Origin of the sequence: Shewanella japonica, from assembly GCF_002075795.1 — a bacterium.
In the GTDB taxonomy this organism is placed as follows: domain Bacteria; phylum Pseudomonadota; class Gammaproteobacteria; order Enterobacterales; family Shewanellaceae; genus Shewanella; species Shewanella japonica.
In genome coordinates this window covers 2,187,614-2,205,359 of sequence record NZ_CP020472.1, presented here as the reverse complement: position 1 = coordinate 2,205,359, position 17,746 = coordinate 2,187,614, and the positions used below count along the sequence as shown (strand labels likewise).

Sequence of the window (17,746 nt, the reverse complement as noted above, 5' to 3'; positions counted from 1 at the left end):
ACGGCTTAATGAAATATTAGCCCTATGAATTCAATCATAAAATAACCTATACAAATCATTTAACATACTCAGTTAACCTCAGATACTAAAGATTAAATTTAGTTCAATTCTTATCCGCATTTCCGACTATTTCTACTTATAATTATCTAAGCTACTGAAAATAAACACCATAAATAAGCTTACACGTGTAAGCTAAAATGGTGGTTTTTTCAGATTTAAGCTGTTACTCTAATTTCCTATTTGCTTATCTAGGTCGTATGCAACAATGTCAATTGAGTTAAGAGCGCAACAACAATTAAATCAAACAAGCAGTCATCAGGCTGACTATTGTGCTACTGAAGAAATGGCTAATAGTCTCACTCATGGGCTTGGTGTTGTTGCAGGTATCGCAGCATTTTCCGCAATGTTAATAAAGGGATATGGGCAGTTAACGACTTTGGAATTACTTGGTGTTGCTATATATGGTTTAAGTATTGTATTGCTGTTTCTTGCATCAACCCTATATCACTCTAGTACCAGTCCAATTTGGCGAAAACGATTCAAAATGGCGGACCATTGTGCAATTTATACCTTGATTGCAGGTACATACACACCTTTAATGCTCATTAGCCTCGATGGTGAACAAGCCAATATTGTTTTAGCATCCATTTGGCTATTAGCGCTAGGGGGTATCATTTTTAAAACCTTGTTTATAGGAAAATTTAAAGCCTTTTCAGTCATTCTATATCTCATCATGGGCTGGTTGTGTGTCACCGTAATGAGTGATTTGATAAAAGGTATGACAGATTTAGGTTTCAATTTGCTCCTTGCAGGTGGTGCATTTTATAGCGTTGGCGTGGTATTTTACGTAAATAAACGTATTCCTTACAATCACGCTATTTGGCATCTCTTTGTCCTTGCTGGTGCGCTATCGCATTTCTTGTGTATTTACTTAACTGTCATTTAATTATCATTTACTTCGCATTAAAAATATAATCATCTGAGGGTTTCCTATAACGAATTGAATGATTTATGCTGTTGTTTTTACTGCTATAGAACATAGTTATGACCACCCTATCCCCGAAACAACGAATTTGGTTTATCGTTAACATGATCCCATCTGGAAATGTGTTAGCCTATGGTAAAGTGGCCGATCTCGCAGGACTTCCAGGTCGTGCCCGATATGTATCTAAAGCGTTAAAAGAAGCACCTGAGCATCTTAATCTTCCTTGGCACCGAGTCATCAATAGCCAAGGCAAAATTTCATTTAAACTCAACACCCTTCATTTCCAAAATCAACAAGAACGACTAAGATCAGAAGGAATAGAAGTGAACAAAGGCAAGATTTCATTGTCGAAATTTGAGTGGAAACCAGACATGGCAACCTTGGTTTTGTCCTTACCTTTTTAACATCATGTATAGGCCTAATTTTGATTAAGATATGTTCTGTAATACTCACAGGTATGATGACTTTTTCAAGCCCCGTAATCGCTGCAGAGCCTGCTGAAACAAGTTTACATCAAAACTTTTTGAAGCCATTGACTCCACACAATGCGGAATACAAAGTCTATTATGGCAGTATTGAATTAGGTAAAGCACGCTATCAATTACCAGCAAGTAGTGACGGCTATTATGAATATCGTTTTGATAGTGATGTCAGTTTGTTAATGCTCTCCGATGTACGCAATATTAAAAGTGAATTTCAGTTAGTAGAGGGAAAAATAAAACCAATTCGCTATATGAGTGAACGCTCGGGTACTGGCAGCGACTACAGTGAGCAAACTGCATTTGCAGCGTCACAAGGTGTCATTCATACAATATATAAAGAAGAGAGAGAAAAACTTGAATACGCAGAAAATGTGCTTGATCCATTAACCTCACAACTGCAATTTAGAATGGATATGTACTCAAACCCTAAAACATTACATTACGATATGGTCAAAGAAAAAGAGTTTGATGACTACGAATTTAAAATTGTGGGTAAAGAACAAGTCATTATTGATAGTGGTACATATCAAACGGTCAAAATTGAAGTGGTTCGTAACAGTAAAAAGCGACAAACGTTTTTTTGGATGGCACCTGATTTAAATTATTTACCTGTTCGATTAAGCCATTTTTCTAAAGGCAGTAAACAACTGGATATCCAATTAGACAATTACCATTTTTTTGAATCACAAAAAATGGAAGCCCCAACAGTACATTCTAAGGAATAAGGATATGCTGACTTAAGAGATAATTGCTTTTCGTCAGTAATATTCACTGTAGCAACTATCTCTTAAAAGCTATTTCTTAAAACAGCCTCTTAGAAACAATTCTTGTTAAACAATCTCTGTTAAATCATTCGCCATATATAGCAGACTATTTTTGGTTCAGTATAAAACCATAATATTGTTAACAGACTTGTAGTTCACCTTGTCTAAACAACTTCCATTCGCCTGGCGATAATATATGCCATTGCTCGTTATTGGTCAGTGGTCTTGTTGCAATAACAGTAACAACATCATTCGGTGTGGTTTCTTTATCAAAATCGATTACCACGTCTGTATCAATCAAAGTAGCTTTACCAAACGGTGCTCGACGAGTGATATAACATAAGTTGTTGCTGCAATAAGTCATCAAATCAACCCCATCACTTAAAATCATGTTAAATACACCTAAAGCACGGATCTCATCCGCAAGCCCAGAAATGAAACTAAAGACCTTTTTCATGTCTTCTGGTTGCTTATGGCCAAATTCAGCTAACACCTGTTCCATAATCCAACAAAAAGCTAATTCACTGTCGGTATCCCCAACAGGCTGAAAACGTTCAACAACAAACTTATCTTGATAGTCTGAAAGCTGACCATTATGAGCATAAGTCCAATACTTCCCCCATAATTCACGTGTAAAAGGATGGGTATTTTCTAAAGAAACACATCCACGATTTGCTTGACGAATATGGCTTACAACTATTTCACTTTTAATAGGGTATGATTTAATTAACTTCGCAATATGCGACTCACTACTTGGGCAAGCATCTTTAAAAGTTCGACTGCCCTTACCTTCATAAAAAGTAATTCCCCAGCCATCAACATGTGGGCCAGTCACCCCACCCCTTTCAGCTAAACCTGTGAAACTAAACACAATATCAGTTGGAACATTAGCGCTCATCGCTAGTAATTCACACATGAAACACGCCTTAAAAATGTTTTAAAAGTCAAAAAATTACCTAATGACTATTGTACCTAGTGAAAAACTTTTTGTGGATATTTATTGCTTAAAATATTTTAAACAATTGTTTGAAAAAACTTGTAATCGTGGTCAGTAAGGTTTAATTTTATGTGATACAGGTCTGACCACGTTCAGTTCTGTGAATAGGATCATTAATTTGTAAGTGCTCAATTTTTTGAGGGCTTTAAGGAGAAAGACTTTGACTACCCTTACCTGGATCATCGCCATGATCGCAGTTCTTGGCGCCGCAACTTATATGCGGGTGTCGTTATTAACGGCAACAATCGCTGCAGCTGCTGTCATGTTCATTGGCAGCGTATTAGATATTGTTGGTGGTGTAACATGGATAGTATTTTTAGCCCTCGCATTACCACTGAATATAAAATCTTTTCGTCAAAACTTTATCTCTCGTCCACTACTTAAAGTTTATCAAGGCATCATGCCTGAAATGTCTTCTACTGAAAAAGAAGCCATCGAAGCGGGAACAACTTGGTGGGAAGCTGATCTGTTTGCGGGTAACCCAAACTGGAACAAGCTTCATAACTACCCTAAAGGACGGTTAACCGCAGAAGAGCAAGCCTTCCTCAATGGACCAGTTGAGACCGTTTGTAAAATGGTTAATCAACATCAAGTTTCACACGAACTTGCTGATTTACCACAAGATGTATGGCAATACCTTAAAGATGAAGGCTTCTTTGCCATGATCATTAAGAAAAAATACGGTGGTCTTGAGTTTTCTGCGTACGCACAATCACGTGTATTACAAAAATTAGCCGGTCTGAGCAGTGAACTTGCGTCAACTGTCGGCGTGCCAAATTCATTAGGTCCTGGTGAGCTATTACAGCACTATGGTACCCCTGAACAACAAGATCATTACTTACCTCGTCTCGCTAAAGGACTGGAAGTTCCTTGTTTTGCATTAACAAGCCCTGAAGCTGGTAGTGATGCGGGTGCAATTCCTGATTTTGGTATTGTATGTAAAGGTGAGTTTGAAGGCGAAGAAGTGTTAGGTATGAAGCTTACATGGAACAAACGCTACATCACCCTAGCTCCTGTTGCCACTGTTCTGGGTTTAGCATTTAAACTTCGAGATCCAGATGGACTATTAGGTGATACTGAAGATCTAGGTATTACCTGTGCGTTAATTCCGACAGATATTCCAGGCGTTGAAACGGGTCGTCGTCACTTCCCACTAAACTGTATGTTCCAAAATGGACCAACACGCGGTAATGAAGTATTTGTACCACTTAGTTTTATTATTGGTGGCCCAGAAATGGCCGGCCAAGGCTGGCGCATGCTAGTTGAGTGTTTATCTGTAGGTCGTGGTATTACCCTACCATCTAATTCTGCAGGTGGTGTTAAAACTGCTGCGTTAGCAACTGGTGCATATGCACGTATTCGTCGTCAGTTTAAATTACCGATTGGTAAGCTTGAAGGTATTGAAGAGCCAATGGCACGCATTGGTGGTAACGCTTATCTGATGGATGCTGTGAGTTCGTTAACGACTGTTGGTATTGGTTTAGGTGAGAAACCTTCGGTTATTTCAGCCATTGTTAAATACCATTTAACCGACAGAATGCAAAAGTGCGTTATTGACGCTATGGATATTCATGGTGGTAAAGGTGTTTGTCTCGGCCCCAATAACTATTTAGGCCGTGGTTACCAAGCTGCACCAATTGCCATTACCGTTGAAGGTGCAAATATTTTAACCCGCTCAATGATCATTTATGGTCAAGGTGCAATCCGTTGTCATCCATATGTATTAGCTGAAATGGAATCTTCTTTTGATACCACTTCAGGAAAAGGATTAAGTAACTTTGATAATGCCATTTTCGGTCATATTGGGTTTGCTATGTCTAACTTTGTTAGAAGCTTTTGGATGGGGTTAACGTCAAGTCGACTATCTAAATCACCTTATAGCGATAAAACAAAACGTTATTATCAACATATGAACCGCTTTAGTGCCAACCTAGCTTTGCTATCTGATTTAGCGATGGCAACCTTGGGCGGCAACCTAAAACGTAAAGAACGTATTTCTGCTCGATTAGGTGATTTGTTAAGTGAACTATATCTCGCATCTGCAACTTTAAAACGTTATGAAGACGAAGGACGTTTAACTGAAGACTTACCTTTAGTTCAATGGGCTGTAGAAGATTCACTGTATAAACTACAAAGCTCACTTGATGATTTATTAGATAATTTCCCTATGGGTCTTGGCATTGCACTTCGTGCTGTTATCTTCCCATTCGGTCGCCCATTAAAACGTCCTAGCGATGTGCTTGATCATAAGGTTTCTAAGATCATGCAAACGCCATGTGCGAGTCGTGACCGTTTAGGTCAAGGCCAATTCTGGACTCCTTCAGAGCACAACGTTGTGGGCATTCAAGAACAAACCTTACTTGATATTCTGGCTTCTGAGCCAGTGTATGACAAGGTATGTAAAGCAGCTGGCAAACGTCTACCATTTATGTGGTTAGACAAGGTTGCCGCAGAAGGTAAAGCACTAGGCGTGTTAAGCGATGCTGAAGTAGCCTTACTCGAAAGAGCTGAAGTTGGGCGTTTGAAAACCATCAATGTGGATGATTTCGACCCAGAAGAACTTGAAGCAAAAACTGCTGCCGTAGCTAATCAAATACAAGCAGCGTAATGCTAGTTAATTTGTTTTAGTCTATTAAAGCCAAAGGGAAAGCATCTGCTTTCCCTTTTTTATACCTAAAAATGCCCCTCTAACGTGCATAGAGTCATTCATTCTGCACCCGAATGCAGTGTATTCAATCGTCGTATTCATTATTTTTAGCCCTGATAAAATATGGTCTTAACATTAAGCTTCCTGCCCAAAGACGCAGCACTTTCACAGCACCTGTTAAATTAACTCTATTACAAATAAACAAATTTCCCTTGTCGTCAGCCAATTAGCACTAGCTTAATTGTCATTTGTTATAACTGCGCCAATGAGTTAGCTTAGATTATAAACAGATCACTTACTCTCAAGGAAGAACTATGAAAATTGTATCCAAACTTGCTGCTATTGCGCTATTGACCTCAACTAGCGTGAGCGCTGACCCTATCATCGTCAATCAAGATAACTTCCCTCAGGCTTACACCAACCTTAGGTTTGCTGCGATAATTGAAAAAGCGGGTGGCTTAAACACGTTCTTAAAGATGCCAGTTCCAAGTAGTGATCCGACACAGCAATTCGTTGTCAGAATGAACAGAGATACGGCTTATTCAACTTCTGTTTTCGATTTATCTAGCAGGAAGGTTTATATCACCATCCCGAAAACGGATAAATATGTCACCATACAAATCGTCGATGAAAACCATGAAACACAACGAATGATATATGGGCCTGGCAGACACTTAATAACCGCTAAGACAGATCATGCATTCGTCATAGTCCGTACTCTTGATAGTGAATTACGTGACAATATTGTGGTAGAGGCGCCGAAACCAAAGCCATTCAAAACAAAAAACTGGGATAAACCATCTTTCCAAAAAACTGAAAAAGAAGGGAATGCTGATTTCAGTGATGGTTATTACCAAGCTGGTGCTTTTAGTAATGTTGAAAGCGGTCAAACTCCATACATGAACTATGTTGGAGTTGCAGGTGGCTGGGGCGGCGCAATGGTCATGGATAACATTTATCAAACCAGCCCCTATTTTGACGCTAATGGATGTTATGAAACTACATTCGTCAATCCAGAAGCAAAATACTTTTGGTCAGCGACTGTTTATAACGGTGACGGATATATGTTTAATGACGTAGCCAATATATCAAGTGAAATGAACCCAAAGCAAAATAAAGATGGAACTTACACCTTGCGTTTTGGTTGTAAAGGCCAGCCAAATAATATTCCAGTATTAGAAGGAAATACCACTGGTAAATTCAATGTCTTGATGCGCCATTATGGCCCAAGTGACATGGTGAGCAATGGTGAGTATGGCTACAACATGACTCAATTTATTAGAAAGGCAGATTAATGTTAATTACCTAATCAAAAGATTAATTATTACGAACTGAATTAAGCAAAGAAAATTACTTCAATCGCTTTGCCCAATTGCCATTATGCTGCGCCTCACAACGTGTTTCGCTATCAAACACAATTTGTTTGGTTTGCAGCTTAATGCCCTGCTGATGTAATTGATGGATAATCAAATTCTGGATATAAACATCTTCCTTGTTTAACAATAAATCCGTCAGTTGAGCATCATTTTCAAAAATACAGACGACTTTTAATGATGTCGGAAATGCATTGAAGTTAACCGTATGAGTTAGCCATTCAAAACCTGGATATTGCTCAAGTAACCTATCGCAAACTTCTGTCAGTGTTTGAATAATTTGTTTTTCTATTTTCTTATCTGTTTTTTTCATATCATCACTTCTCCGTTACCAACCTTTCCGACAATCATCGAGTAACTTTCCTTTTAGCTTTATGAATTAGCAAAAAAAAAGCCAGTTTTAAATAACTGGCTTTTACCGAATAAACCGACAGCTAAATGGCTAATTAATTTTTTAATTCTTCATCTAACAGTTTAGCGATAGCTTCAGGTGAGCTACTGTTTCGAGCAAAAATACTATAAGCAACAGGTATCACCAATAAGGTGAAGAAAGTGGCTAATAAAATGCCTGAAAGCACAACAACACCAATCACAAAACGAGTTTCAGCTCCTGCACCACTTGATAACACCAAAGGAATTGCGCCTGCAGCTGTGGTAATACCCGTCATTAAAATAGGTCTTAGACGCTGGGCCGAGGCTTGAACTATCGCTTCATCAAAAGCAATCCCTTTATCTCGCAATTGGTTAGCAAACTCAACAATCAAAATACCATTTTTAGCTGCCAGTCCCACCAGCATAATAATACCAATCTGACTGTAGATATTGATGCTTTGACCTGTAAACCATAAACCGATTAACGCCCCTAAGGTAGCTAATGGCACAGTTAACATAATCACCATTGGATGCACATAGCTTTCAAATTGCGCCGCTAATACAAGGAACACAATACCGAGTGCTAAAACAAATACAAAGTACATAGAATTACCAGAACTTTGATAATCTAACGATTGTCCTTTGTAGCTGATGACAGCTTCAGCTGGAAGATAAGTATGGGCAATATCGTTTAAGTAATCTAACGCTTCGCCTAAGCTGTAACCATCCGCTAAATTCGCTTCAATGGTGATTGCTCGCATTCGGTTATATCGATTTAACGAACTTGCATCAGCATATTCTTCGACCTTAACTAGGTTAGATAACGGCACTAACTCACTGGTTCTATCCGAGCGAACATAGATATTTTCAAGATCAGAGGCTGTATTTTGATTGTCGCGATTACCTTCAATAATGACATCATACTCTTCACCGTCACGCATAAAGGTTGTCACCAAACGTGACCCTAGCATTGACTCTAAAGTACGACCAATATGTGAAATAGACACGCCTAAATCTGCAGCACGATCTTTATCTATCGCCACTCTTAACTGCGGTTTGGTTTCTTTATAATCATGGTCAAGTCCAACGAGCATCTGATTTTCAGAGGCTTTTTCTAATAACATATCTCGCCAAAGCGCAAGCTCTTCGTAACTTGGGCCACCTAATACAAATTGCACAGGTTTACCGACACCACGCCCAAACGCTTGTCTCATGATCGGGAATGCTCTCACCCCAGCTAAATCAGAAATTCGACTACGGATATCGACAATAATTTCATTCGCAGGTCGCCTAACAGACCAATCTTCTAAAACAATAATCGCCATGCCATTAGAAAAGTCAGCCGCGGTTCCAAAGCCCCTTGGTGCACGAATTAACAGACGCTTAATATCACCAGACTCAACTAAAGGCATCAACCTACCTTCAATTTCATCCATGTACTTTTCAATATACTCAAAGCTTGCACCTTGAGGGCCGTTAACGACTAGGAACATTGAGCCCCTATCTTCACTTGGTGCAAATTCTTGTGGAATTTTATTAAGCAAATAACCACTGACAGCAAAGGCAACGACCACAATCAGACCAATTAAATACGGCTGCTTAATCGCGGAGTTAAGGTTTGACTGATAAATTGATGACAGATAATCCATTAAGGCATCAACTTTTTTAACTAACCATGAGCTCTCACCAGCAGGCTTTAATAATTTAGAGCACATCATTGGGCTTAAGGTTAATGCCACTAAACTCGAAAATATGACCGCTGCGCTCATCGTCACAGCAAACTCTTTAAATAGTTTGCCTAAATCACCGTCCAAAAAGCTTATTGGCATAAATACAGCAATCAAAACAAGTGTTGTAGCGACAACAGCAAACGCAACTTCTCGACCACCAAGGTAAGCCGCCTTCAACGGTGAGTCGCCAAGTTCAATACGGCGGTGAATGTTTTCAAGCATCACGATGGCATCATCAACCACCATACCAATCGCAAGGATCATCGCTAACAGCGTTAACAGATTAATTGTGTAGCCAAGACTGTAAAGAACAATAAATGTTCCCATGAGCGATACAGGCACGGTTAGCGCTGGGATTAACATAGCCCGCACGCTACCCAAGAACAGATAGATCACGATAATGACTAAGATCATAGCAATAAAGAGTGTCTGATAAACCTCTTTAATTGAAGCTTCGATAAACACTGAGCTATCGTATGAGCGTTTAATTTCCATTCCAGCAGGTAGAGTTGGATTAATCACATCCACTAGTGCATTAGCCGCACGCGCCACTTCTAACGTGTTAGATGTTGACTGTTTAGATACACCGAGTCCAATCATTGATTCAGTGTTACCACGGAACATAATACGCTCTTCTTCAGAGCCGATCGCAACCTTGGCGACATCACCCAGCTTAACTAAGTAACCATCGTCACCTTGGGTAATCACTAAATTGGCAAAGTCCTGTTCGGTTCTAAAACTTCTATCAACTCGCACTGTAAAGTGACGCTCTTTTGATTCAATAGAACCAGCAGGCAATTCAACGTTTTCTGAGCGAAGCGCTGATTCAACATCCGCTACCGTCAAGTTTCGAGATGCCAATGCTTGGCGATCAATCCAAATTCGCATGGCATACACTTTACCGCCACCTAAACGAATATTGGCGACACCGTCTACGACAGAAAAGCGATCAACTAAATATCGACGTGCGTAATCGGTGAGCTGCAACGTTGTCATTTGATCAGAGACAAGGTTTAGCCACATGATCACTTCATCACCACCGTTAGCTTTTTCAACCTCTGGCGGATCGGCTTCTTCAGGTAAATTGTCTAACAATCCAGAGATTCGATCTCGTACATCGTTAGCTGCAGCTTCAATATCTCGCCCAACATCGAACTCTAACGTCACTGAAGAGCGACCGTCACGGCTTGTTGAGCTAACATGCTTAATCCCTTCAACCCCACTAATCCTATCTTCAATAAGTTGGGTAATACGACTCTCAACTACCGTGGCACTCGCACCACGATAACGGGTATCAATAGACACAACTGGCGGGTCAATATTGGGATATTCTCGTAAGGGTAGCTTTTCAAAAGACACTAAACCCAAAATGATAATCAAAATACTAATTACAGAGGCTAATACCGGTCTTTTTACTGAAATATCAGTTAATATCATGCGGCGTTCTCCGCTCCGGCGACCTTAGCAAAGTTAAATGCTTCAGCTGCTTCTGTTTTTACCTCATCGCCAGGTCTCACCTTTAATAGGCCGCGAATAATCACAGGCTCATCAATCACAAGTCCATCAATGATTTCTACCCAGCCACGATTTCTAATACCTAAAGAAACTTGTTTACTTTCAACAATATTTTCATCATTCACTATGTATACATAGTGCTTTGACTGAATGGGAATAATGGCTGACTCAGGTAATAGCAAGGTTTCACGGTTTTGCTTGATTAGTTTCACCTTCATCAACATACCCGGTAACAAAGCAGAATCTGCGTTATCTATAATCGCACGAACAATAACAGCGCGGGTTGATGGATTAACTCGGCTATCTATCGATGTGACTTCGCCCTTAAAAATACGATCAGGAAACGCAATCGCTTTTGCTTCAACACTCTTGCCTAACTGTAATTCTTGAATAAATCGCTCTGGTACAGAAAAGTCGAGTTTAATTTTACTGACATCATCTAACGTGGTTATTTGTGTGCCGGGAGAAACTAAACTACCTACGCTCACTTGCTTTAAACCAAGGCGCCCAGAAAATGGGGCATGAATGGCTCTGTCTTCTAGTGCCGCTTTAGCTTGTTCAAGTTCCGCTCTGGTGGTGTCAATTAATGTTTGAAGTCTGTCTCTTTCAAGCTCAGCAACCGTTTTACTGGTTACTAGGCTTCTAATACGGTCAAGTTCACGAAGGTTATCAGTAACTTTGACTTCAGCAGCTCTTACTTTTGCAACTTGCTCACGATTTCTTAGTTGTACTAATAAATCACCTTTAGAAACAATATCACCATCATTAAAATTAATGCTCGCGACCTGCTCAGTGACTTTCGGGGTAATGGTTATCGACTCAAACGCTTTGTTTGTTCCAATCGCTTCAACTTCGTCACGGACAGGAAGCATGGCAACTTTAGCCACAACGACATTAGGGATAGGTTTGACACGTTGATTAGATTTTTCAGGAGCCAAGGTTGATTGATAACCAAACCAAGCCAGAGCTAATGCTACGAGTAATATAATTGTTTTTTTCATCGTTATTCCGTTCATCCCTCTATCGAAAGAGGTTTGATGTTAGCGAGTATCAGTTTTGTGGCAAACGTTAGTTTACCTAGCGGTAACTCGGTATCAAGGCGTTTTACCTTTACTTACAAATTACACATTTAATTAACATTTAACTTCAGTACGAAATAACCTGAATCTAAGTTCACTTTTGGTGGATTATCCTAACCTGTCATGTAAACCTAGCGTTTTCGCCAACTCAATTGGCATTTCTAGCATAAAAAAAAAGAGACACATAAATGTGTCTCTTTGTAAGTATGTATGTCAGTGAAGCAAAACAAACAATAATGGGTGATTATCTCACCTTACGGTCAGCTTCCATGGCATCGCTAAGTACTCGGTATACTTCAGTGATGACTTCATTTGATAATGGATCACCTACGGCATTTTTAGCAAAAATCTTCGTTTGCTGTTTATCTTCTGTAGGCTCTAGCTCAACACGGTAATTACCGCGCTCTAAAGGTAACTTTTCATCACCCCATAATGAGCTCCAGAATCCTCCGCTTTCTTCAAGCACGATATAAAATAAGCCTTCAGCATTATTCATATCGACTATATCAAAACCAAGCTCTGGTAAAACTATTCGTAGACGGTCCCAAGTTTTACTGTAATCCGCTTCAGCAATCCAATAAGCACCTTTATCTTCAGTTTCTGCCACTAAATCTAAAGTAATACCTAGACTCTGCTCGATACGGTCAGCTTTAATTTGCTTATCACGAGTAATACTCATGTAAGCAATAGAGTTATTCAGCATATCTATTGTGTAGCGACGTTTATCTTCACCACTTAAGAATACTTCTTGGTCTTCACCGTCGTAAGATTCTTCATGTTCGATAAGATCAATGCTCATACTACCTGAACGGCCATGAGGACTAACATCTACATCGTAACGGTAGCGTTGGCGTAATAAGTAAACTTTATCTTCACCAAACCAACTTGAATCAATCACCTCACGGTTTTCAATCCAGCCTGTTTCTATAACGCCTTCTTCGTAATCTTCTTTTTCAATTGGCACTTCGTACTTATTTAAGAAGCCTTTTAAGTTTTCAAACACTTCTTGTTTTAAGTCTTTAGTTGTTGCGATAGATTCAACGATAACTTTAATATTATCGCTGCCCTCTTCCACACGTGTGCCTTCAGACATCGGCAATACAAGTAATGGAGGACGAATATCTAAACGCTTACCAACCAGTTCTTTATTAACTTCACTACCTGGCTCAGGAATATCATACTCTTTACCATAAGTTGGTGTTTTAAGCCCTTCAGGTATGATTAATAACGGCGCAGCTTTGGCATTAACAAAGTCATCATTGCCATTTGCAATACGTCGATCTGTCGGAGTGCTACATGCAGATAGTGCTGCTATAACGAGAATTGGGGTGACTTGCTTCAACATTTATTGGTTTACCTCTATCTGGGCTTGCTTCATCGCTTCTAACAACAGACCATGAAACTGCTCAGAAAGTTCAGTTAAAGGTAAACGAATATGTCCATGGCTAATTAAACCCATTTGATGAGCGGCCCATTTCACAGGAATTGGGTTTGCTTCACAGAACAAGTGTTCATATAAACCTTTCATTGGCTGGTTTATACTTTCTGATAACGCTAAATCGCCAGCCAGAGCAGCTTCGCACATAGCCTTAAAGGATTTTGGAACGATATTGTTGGCAACGGAAATGACCCCATCACCACCAAGTAATAAGAAATCTCTAGCCGTAGCATCATCGCCACTGTAAAGCTTAAAATCATTACCACATAATTCACGCAATTTAGCGACACGGGTTAAATCGCCAGTGGCTTCTTTAACACCGATAATATTAGGTACTGAGACTAATTCAGCGACGGTTTCAGGTAACATATCAACAGAAGTTCTGCCAGGTACATTATATAAAATCTGAGGAATATCTGTGCAAGCTGCAACGGCTTTATAATGTGCAATAAGCCCTTTTGGCGTTGGCTTATTGTAATATGGGGTCACGCCTAACATGCCTACGATGCCTGAATCGGCTATAGATTGAGTCAGCTCAATAGCTTCGGCAGTGGCATTGGCGCCATTTCCGCCAATAACAGGAATGCGTCCTGCAGCAAACTTAACCGTTTGCGCTACAACTTGTGCATGTTCTTTCATCGGTAAAGTCGCAGACTCACCTGTTGTCCCAACGGCGACAATCGCATCTGTGCCTTGGTCAATATGAAACTCTACCAGCCTTTCAAGACTCGCGTAATCTACTGTGCCATCACTATTCATTGGTGTGATTAAGGCAACGATGCTTCCGTTTATCATCTAAATTCCCCAAGGTTTCAGGATTCGCTATGTTACTTATGCCTACTACTAATGACAAGCATTAACGGGGCTCTTAAATGCATTTATCTAAAACGTTTCACTATTCGCCAAAAATAGGCGAATAATTTGCGTAAATATCAACGTTGTTTACAGAAGAAATAAACTTTATTTCCTTATAAATCAACAGTTATTAAAATATATTCACTAAACTAGTCATAATTCAAACAGATTAAAGGCAAATACACACATACTTATGTGGTTTTCTTTTAGTTATGGTAGCATTACAACCCGCAAAAAACTTTGCGTTAGCTCGCTAGTTTACGCTCTATGATATCGAAAAAGTGAGGAAAATCCATGACCAACTATCTGGTCGTTACTGCTATGGGTGCTGATCGCCCAGGTTTAGTCAGTCGTCTATCACGTTTAGCCAGTGAATGTGAATGTGACATCGTTGATAGCCGCATGGCTTTATTCGGAAACGAATTCACCTTAATCATGATGATTTCTGGCTCGTGGGCTGCCATCACTAAGATAGAAACTCTATTACCTGGTTTAAGTGTTGAGCTTGAATTATTGATGGTAATGAAGCGTACCTCTAAGCACACCCCTAAGAATTTCATTTCACGAATTGAAGTTAGTGTAAATGGGCAAGATCAGCGCGGTACCATGAAGCGTATTACCGAGTTTCTTGCCGACCGCTCACTGGATTTAGCCGCAGTTCGTTCTCACGCTGATGACGATAATCTCACTCAGACAATTTTATTCACCATCAATGTGCCTGAAAAAGTTGATCTGGTTAAGCTTGAAAACAGTATCCATGAACTCGCAGCAGAACTTTCGTTAGATTGTTCAATCAATCACATGCAAGCAAGTGAAAAATAAGTAATCAAAATAAGGACTATTAATGAATACCCTAACCGTTGGTGATTCAGCACCGCAATTTAGCTTACAAAATCAGTTTGATGAAACCGTATCGTTAAGTGATGCATTAAAAAATGGGCCAGTATTAGTTTATTTTTACCCAAAAGCATCAACACCAGGTTGCACAGTACAGGCACAAGGCTTACGTGACAGTAAAGCTGAGTTAGCTAATCACAATGTTACGGTTTTCGGTTTAAGTCCAGATCCCGTGGCCAAACTGCTTAAATTTAATGATAAGCAAGAATTAAACTTCTCATTACTTAGCGATGAAGACCACGCTGTTGCCGATGCATTTGGCGTATGGGGTGAAAAGAAATTTATGGGTAAAATTTACGACGGTATCCATCGTTTAAGCTTTTTGATTGGCCAAGATGGCAAAGTTGCCCATGTATTCGATAAGTTCAAAACTAAAAATCACCATGAAGTGGTCCTTTCGGTATTAGCTGAGCAATAACACTAAGATATCGAGTGAAAACCTCAATAAAAAAGCTTCGTTTCGACGAAGCTTTTTTTGTTGGTAATAATGACGTTTAATCTACAAAACTATTGCTTTGTTTCGTCCTTTTCATTAATTGCATTATTCACTGTAGTGTCAGCTTCTGCATCACCTTCTGAATCAACTGCAGTTAACGTTTGCTCAGTTGGTGCTTCTTCATTGTTTAGCACTGCTGTTTGCTCTTGTGAGTCAAGGGTCTTTTGAGCAGCTTTATTGGCTTGTTCTTCTGCTTCAGCTAAATTACGTTGAATAATCGCTTGCTCTTGCGCTTCTTGTGGTAACAGGCTAATTAACTCAATTCCAACGGGTAAGTCAGTGTCTTCACCTGTGACAATTTTAACTTTTTGCTCTTTGGTTAAATATATCAGTGGCATTGCGGTTTCACCGTAACGCTCCCTAAAATGAGTCAAGGTGAAGTTTTCGGTAATGTTGGTCACTTTAATTACTGCGCCTTTTGACATATAGCTCGCAATGCGGGCATATGATACAGACTCACCAAATAAACATAATCGTTTTAAATATGATTCTGACAATTGGTGTCTTGCGCTACCACCTTCGGCGTTATTTAGGCCGTATACTTTTTTAACGCCAAATAAATCCTGAAAATGAAAGCTTACTAATGGGTTTAATTGTCGATAAGGCGATAAAATTAGTACTCTGCCGATACCACTTAAATCCATGAAGTTTTCAGCATGTTCTGATGCAGGGTTACCAAAGTACACCGGAATATTTGCCATTCTTGCTTGGCGAATGTTGTCCCAGTTATTATCAGCCAATACCACTTTAACATTTTTATCAGTCAGAACTTTTGCTAGTTCTCGAGAGAACTTAGACGCGCCAAATAATAGCAATCCCTGAGATGAGTCAGCCTTAACCCCCAAAAACTTAGCCCAAGGGCTCGCAGTAAGACTTTGAATAACCACAGTGCCTATAATGATCAAGAACACTAACGGTACGATTGAACTTGCTCCGTTAACGCCAATGGCTTCCAATTTAATGGCAAAGAGTGATGATATGGCTGCAGCCACAATACCTCTTGGAGCTACCCAACTTAAAAACCATTTATCAGCCCGAGATAAACTTGTCCCAATTCCTGAAATCCAAATACTCAGCGGGCGGGCAATAAATAAAACAACCAGTAATACACCGACGCCTCCCCATCCTAGATCCAACATCGCTGTCGAATTTAATCGCGCGGCGAGTAAAATAAACAGTGCCGAAATCAACAGTACAGTAAGCGTTTCTTTAAACTCTAAAATATCGGCAATGTCGACGCCACGCATATTGGCAAGCCATATCCCCATGACCGTCACCGTCAATAACCCCGATTCTTCTTGAAGCAAGTTCGATCCAACAAACATACCCAGCATGAGGGTTAATACTGCGGTATTTTTTAGATAATGGGGAAATACATTGGTTCTTAGCGCAATACCGATGAGGTAGCCTGCAATGGCGCCCATGCCAAAACCAAGTAAAAGTGTCATTCCTAAAGCTGACAAAACATGCGTCGTAGGATCTGCTGCAGCGGCGACTGCAATATACTCATAAACCAGAACAGCGAGAATAGCCCCTATAGGATCAATAACGATACCTTCCCAGCGTAATATGCTGGCAAGGTTTGATTTAGGACGCACGGTGCGCAGCATGGGAACAATCACTGTTGGGCCCGTAACAACAACTAATGCGCCAAACAACATAGCCATAGGCCACTCAAAACCTAATAACCAATGTGCTGCTGGTGCAATACAAGCCCATGTAATAAAAGCGCCAAAAGTCACTAAATTGGTCACCATTCTGCCGTGATCTTTTATTTCTTTAAAATTGAGCGTCAGTGCGCCTTCAAATAAAATGACCGCCACACCTAACGAAATGATAGGGAAAAGTAAATCACCAAAAATGGCATCTGGATTTAATATATCTAGACCTGGGCCAAGTAATAACCCACAAAGAAGTAGCGGTAAAATAGCGGGTAAACGAAACTTCCAACCTAACCATTGACACAATAGAGACAAGACGCCAATTAACGCAAGCATGCCTGTGATGTGTTCTACCATGTTATTTCCTTATAAAGACACTAAATACTTATGCCATCAAATGTTGACGCTAATACCTTTAATAAAATACTAAATGTGATTATAGAGCAAGCAGTAAT

The 17,746-nt window shown here is 39.8% G+C and carries 14 protein-coding genes; 7 read left to right on the top strand and 7 right to left on the bottom strand.

Annotation, left to right across the window (positions count from 1 at the left end; translation table 11 throughout):
* Nucleotides 1–265 precede the first annotated feature (265 nt).
* The 3 genes from trhA to SJ2017_RS09380 all read left to right on the top strand — a co-directional run bounded on the left by trhA (nucleotide 266) and on the right by SJ2017_RS09380 (nucleotide 2,192).
* Nucleotides 266–946, top strand: coding sequence for a PAQR family membrane homeostasis protein TrhA (trhA, locus tag SJ2017_RS09390; RefSeq protein ID WP_080915576.1), 681 nt, complete (start codon nucleotides 266–268; stop codon nucleotides 944–946).
* Between the two features lie 98 nt (nucleotides 947–1,044).
* A complete protein-coding gene (locus SJ2017_RS09385) occupies nucleotides 1,045–1,389 on the top strand; it encodes an MGMT family protein (RefSeq protein ID WP_055025886.1) in 345 nt (114 codons plus the stop codon).
* Between the two features lie 53 nt (nucleotides 1,390–1,442).
* Nucleotides 1,443–2,192 carry a DUF3108 domain-containing protein gene (locus tag SJ2017_RS09380; protein ID WP_080915575.1) on the top strand — a complete coding sequence of 250 codons (750 nt, stop codon included), beginning with the start codon at nucleotides 1,443–1,445 and terminating at the stop codon, nucleotides 2,190–2,192.
* Between the two features lie 178 nt (nucleotides 2,193–2,370).
* Here the strand turns inward: SJ2017_RS09380 and SJ2017_RS09375 are convergent, their stop codons facing one another.
* Nucleotides 2,371–3,147 (bottom strand): class II glutamine amidotransferase, encoded by a 777-nt coding sequence (locus SJ2017_RS09375; RefSeq protein WP_055025884.1) that lies wholly within the window; start codon nucleotides 3,145–3,147, stop codon nucleotides 2,371–2,373.
* Nucleotides 3,148–3,388: 241 nt separating this feature from the next.
* Between SJ2017_RS09375 and fadE the strand changes: the two genes are divergently transcribed.
* Nucleotides 3,389–5,836, top strand: coding sequence for an acyl-CoA dehydrogenase FadE (gene fadE / locus SJ2017_RS09370; protein WP_080915574.1), 2,448 nt, complete (start codon nucleotides 3,389–3,391; stop codon nucleotides 5,834–5,836).
* 353 nt (nucleotides 5,837–6,189) lie between these two features.
* Entirely contained in the window at nucleotides 6,190–7,170 is a 981-nt protein-coding gene (locus SJ2017_RS09365) for a DUF1254 domain-containing protein (RefSeq protein ID WP_080915573.1), read from the top strand.
* 55 nt (nucleotides 7,171–7,225) lie between these two features.
* Here SJ2017_RS09365 and SJ2017_RS09360 read toward each other — a convergent pair whose 3' ends face one another.
* From SJ2017_RS09360 to dapA, 5 genes are all read right to left on the bottom strand, one after another.
* Entirely contained in the window at nucleotides 7,226–7,561 is a 336-nt protein-coding gene (locus tag SJ2017_RS09360; RefSeq protein WP_080915572.1) for a hypothetical protein, read from the bottom strand.
* Between the two features lie 133 nt (nucleotides 7,562–7,694).
* Nucleotides 7,695–10,787: an efflux RND transporter permease subunit gene (locus tag SJ2017_RS09355; protein WP_055025880.1), complete on the bottom strand. Its 3,093-nt coding sequence runs from the start codon at nucleotides 10,785–10,787 to the stop codon at nucleotides 7,695–7,697.
* Nucleotides 10,784–11,866, bottom strand: coding sequence for an efflux RND transporter periplasmic adaptor subunit (locus SJ2017_RS09350; protein WP_080915571.1), 1,083 nt, complete (start codon nucleotides 11,864–11,866; stop codon nucleotides 10,784–10,786). The genes SJ2017_RS09355 and SJ2017_RS09350 overlap by 4 nt, the downstream gene beginning before the upstream one ends.
* A gap of 322 nt (nucleotides 11,867–12,188) precedes the next feature.
* Nucleotides 12,189–13,289, bottom strand: coding sequence for an outer membrane protein assembly factor BamC (gene bamC / locus SJ2017_RS09345; protein ID WP_055025878.1), 1,101 nt, complete (start codon nucleotides 13,287–13,289; stop codon nucleotides 12,189–12,191).
* Nucleotides 13,290–14,177, bottom strand: coding sequence for a 4-hydroxy-tetrahydrodipicolinate synthase (dapA, locus tag SJ2017_RS09340; protein ID WP_080915570.1), 888 nt, complete (start codon nucleotides 14,175–14,177; stop codon nucleotides 13,290–13,292).
* A gap of 354 nt (nucleotides 14,178–14,531) precedes the next feature.
* Here dapA and SJ2017_RS09335 point away from each other — a divergent pair, with 354 nt between their 5' ends.
* Both SJ2017_RS09335 and bcp read left to right on the top strand, forming a co-directional pair.
* Nucleotides 14,532–15,059: a glycine cleavage system transcriptional repressor gene (locus SJ2017_RS09335; RefSeq protein ID WP_055025876.1), complete on the top strand. Its 528-nt coding sequence runs from the start codon at nucleotides 14,532–14,534 to the stop codon at nucleotides 15,057–15,059.
* A gap of 22 nt (nucleotides 15,060–15,081) precedes the next feature.
* Nucleotides 15,082–15,552, top strand: a complete 471-nt coding sequence (gene bcp / locus SJ2017_RS09330; protein WP_055025875.1) for a thioredoxin-dependent thiol peroxidase — start codon at nucleotides 15,082–15,084, stop codon at nucleotides 15,550–15,552.
* 89 nt (nucleotides 15,553–15,641) lie between these two features.
* On the opposite strand, the gene SJ2017_RS09325 is transcribed toward bcp, so the two are convergent.
* Nucleotides 15,642–17,648 (bottom strand): cation:proton antiporter, encoded by a 2,007-nt coding sequence (locus tag SJ2017_RS09325; RefSeq protein WP_080915569.1) that lies wholly within the window; start codon nucleotides 17,646–17,648, stop codon nucleotides 15,642–15,644.
* Nucleotides 17,649–17,746: the final 98 nt, after the last annotated feature.

What these genes read in the sequence shown, in the direction of transcription:
- SJ2017_RS09365 (WP_080915573.1), top strand. Translation starts at nt 6,190, where the DNA reads ATGAAAATTGTATCCAAACTTGCTGCTATTGCGCTATTGACCTCAACT.
- SJ2017_RS09360 (WP_080915572.1), bottom strand. Translation starts at nt 7,561, where the DNA reads ATGAAAAAAACAGATAAGAAAATAGAAAAACAAATTATTCAAACACTG.
- bcp (WP_055025875.1), top strand. Translation starts at nt 15,082, where the DNA reads ATGAATACCCTAACCGTTGGTGATTCAGCACCGCAATTTAGCTTACAA.
- bamC (WP_055025878.1), bottom strand. Translation starts at nt 13,289, where the DNA reads ATGTTGAAGCAAGTCACCCCAATTCTCGTTATAGCAGCACTATCTGCA.
- dapA (WP_080915570.1), bottom strand. Translation starts at nt 14,177, where the DNA reads ATGATAAACGGAAGCATCGTTGCCTTAATCACACCAATGAATAGTGAT.
- SJ2017_RS09375 (WP_055025884.1), bottom strand. Translation starts at nt 3,147, where the DNA reads ATGTGTGAATTACTAGCGATGAGCGCTAATGTTCCAACTGATATTGTG.
- SJ2017_RS09335 (WP_055025876.1), top strand. Translation starts at nt 14,532, where the DNA reads ATGACCAACTATCTGGTCGTTACTGCTATGGGTGCTGATCGCCCAGGT.
- SJ2017_RS09350 (WP_080915571.1), bottom strand. Translation starts at nt 11,866, where the DNA reads ATGAAAAAAACAATTATATTACTCGTAGCATTAGCTCTGGCTTGGTTT.
- SJ2017_RS09380 (WP_080915575.1), top strand. Translation starts at nt 1,443, where the DNA reads ATGATGACTTTTTCAAGCCCCGTAATCGCTGCAGAGCCTGCTGAAACA.
- trhA (WP_080915576.1), top strand. Translation starts at nt 266, where the DNA reads ATGTCAATTGAGTTAAGAGCGCAACAACAATTAAATCAAACAAGCAGT.
- SJ2017_RS09385 (WP_055025886.1), top strand. Translation starts at nt 1,045, where the DNA reads ATGACCACCCTATCCCCGAAACAACGAATTTGGTTTATCGTTAACATG.
- SJ2017_RS09355 (WP_055025880.1), bottom strand. Translation starts at nt 10,787, where the DNA reads ATGATATTAACTGATATTTCAGTAAAAAGACCGGTATTAGCCTCTGTA.
- SJ2017_RS09325 (WP_080915569.1), bottom strand. Translation starts at nt 17,648, where the DNA reads ATGGTAGAACACATCACAGGCATGCTTGCGTTAATTGGCGTCTTGTCT.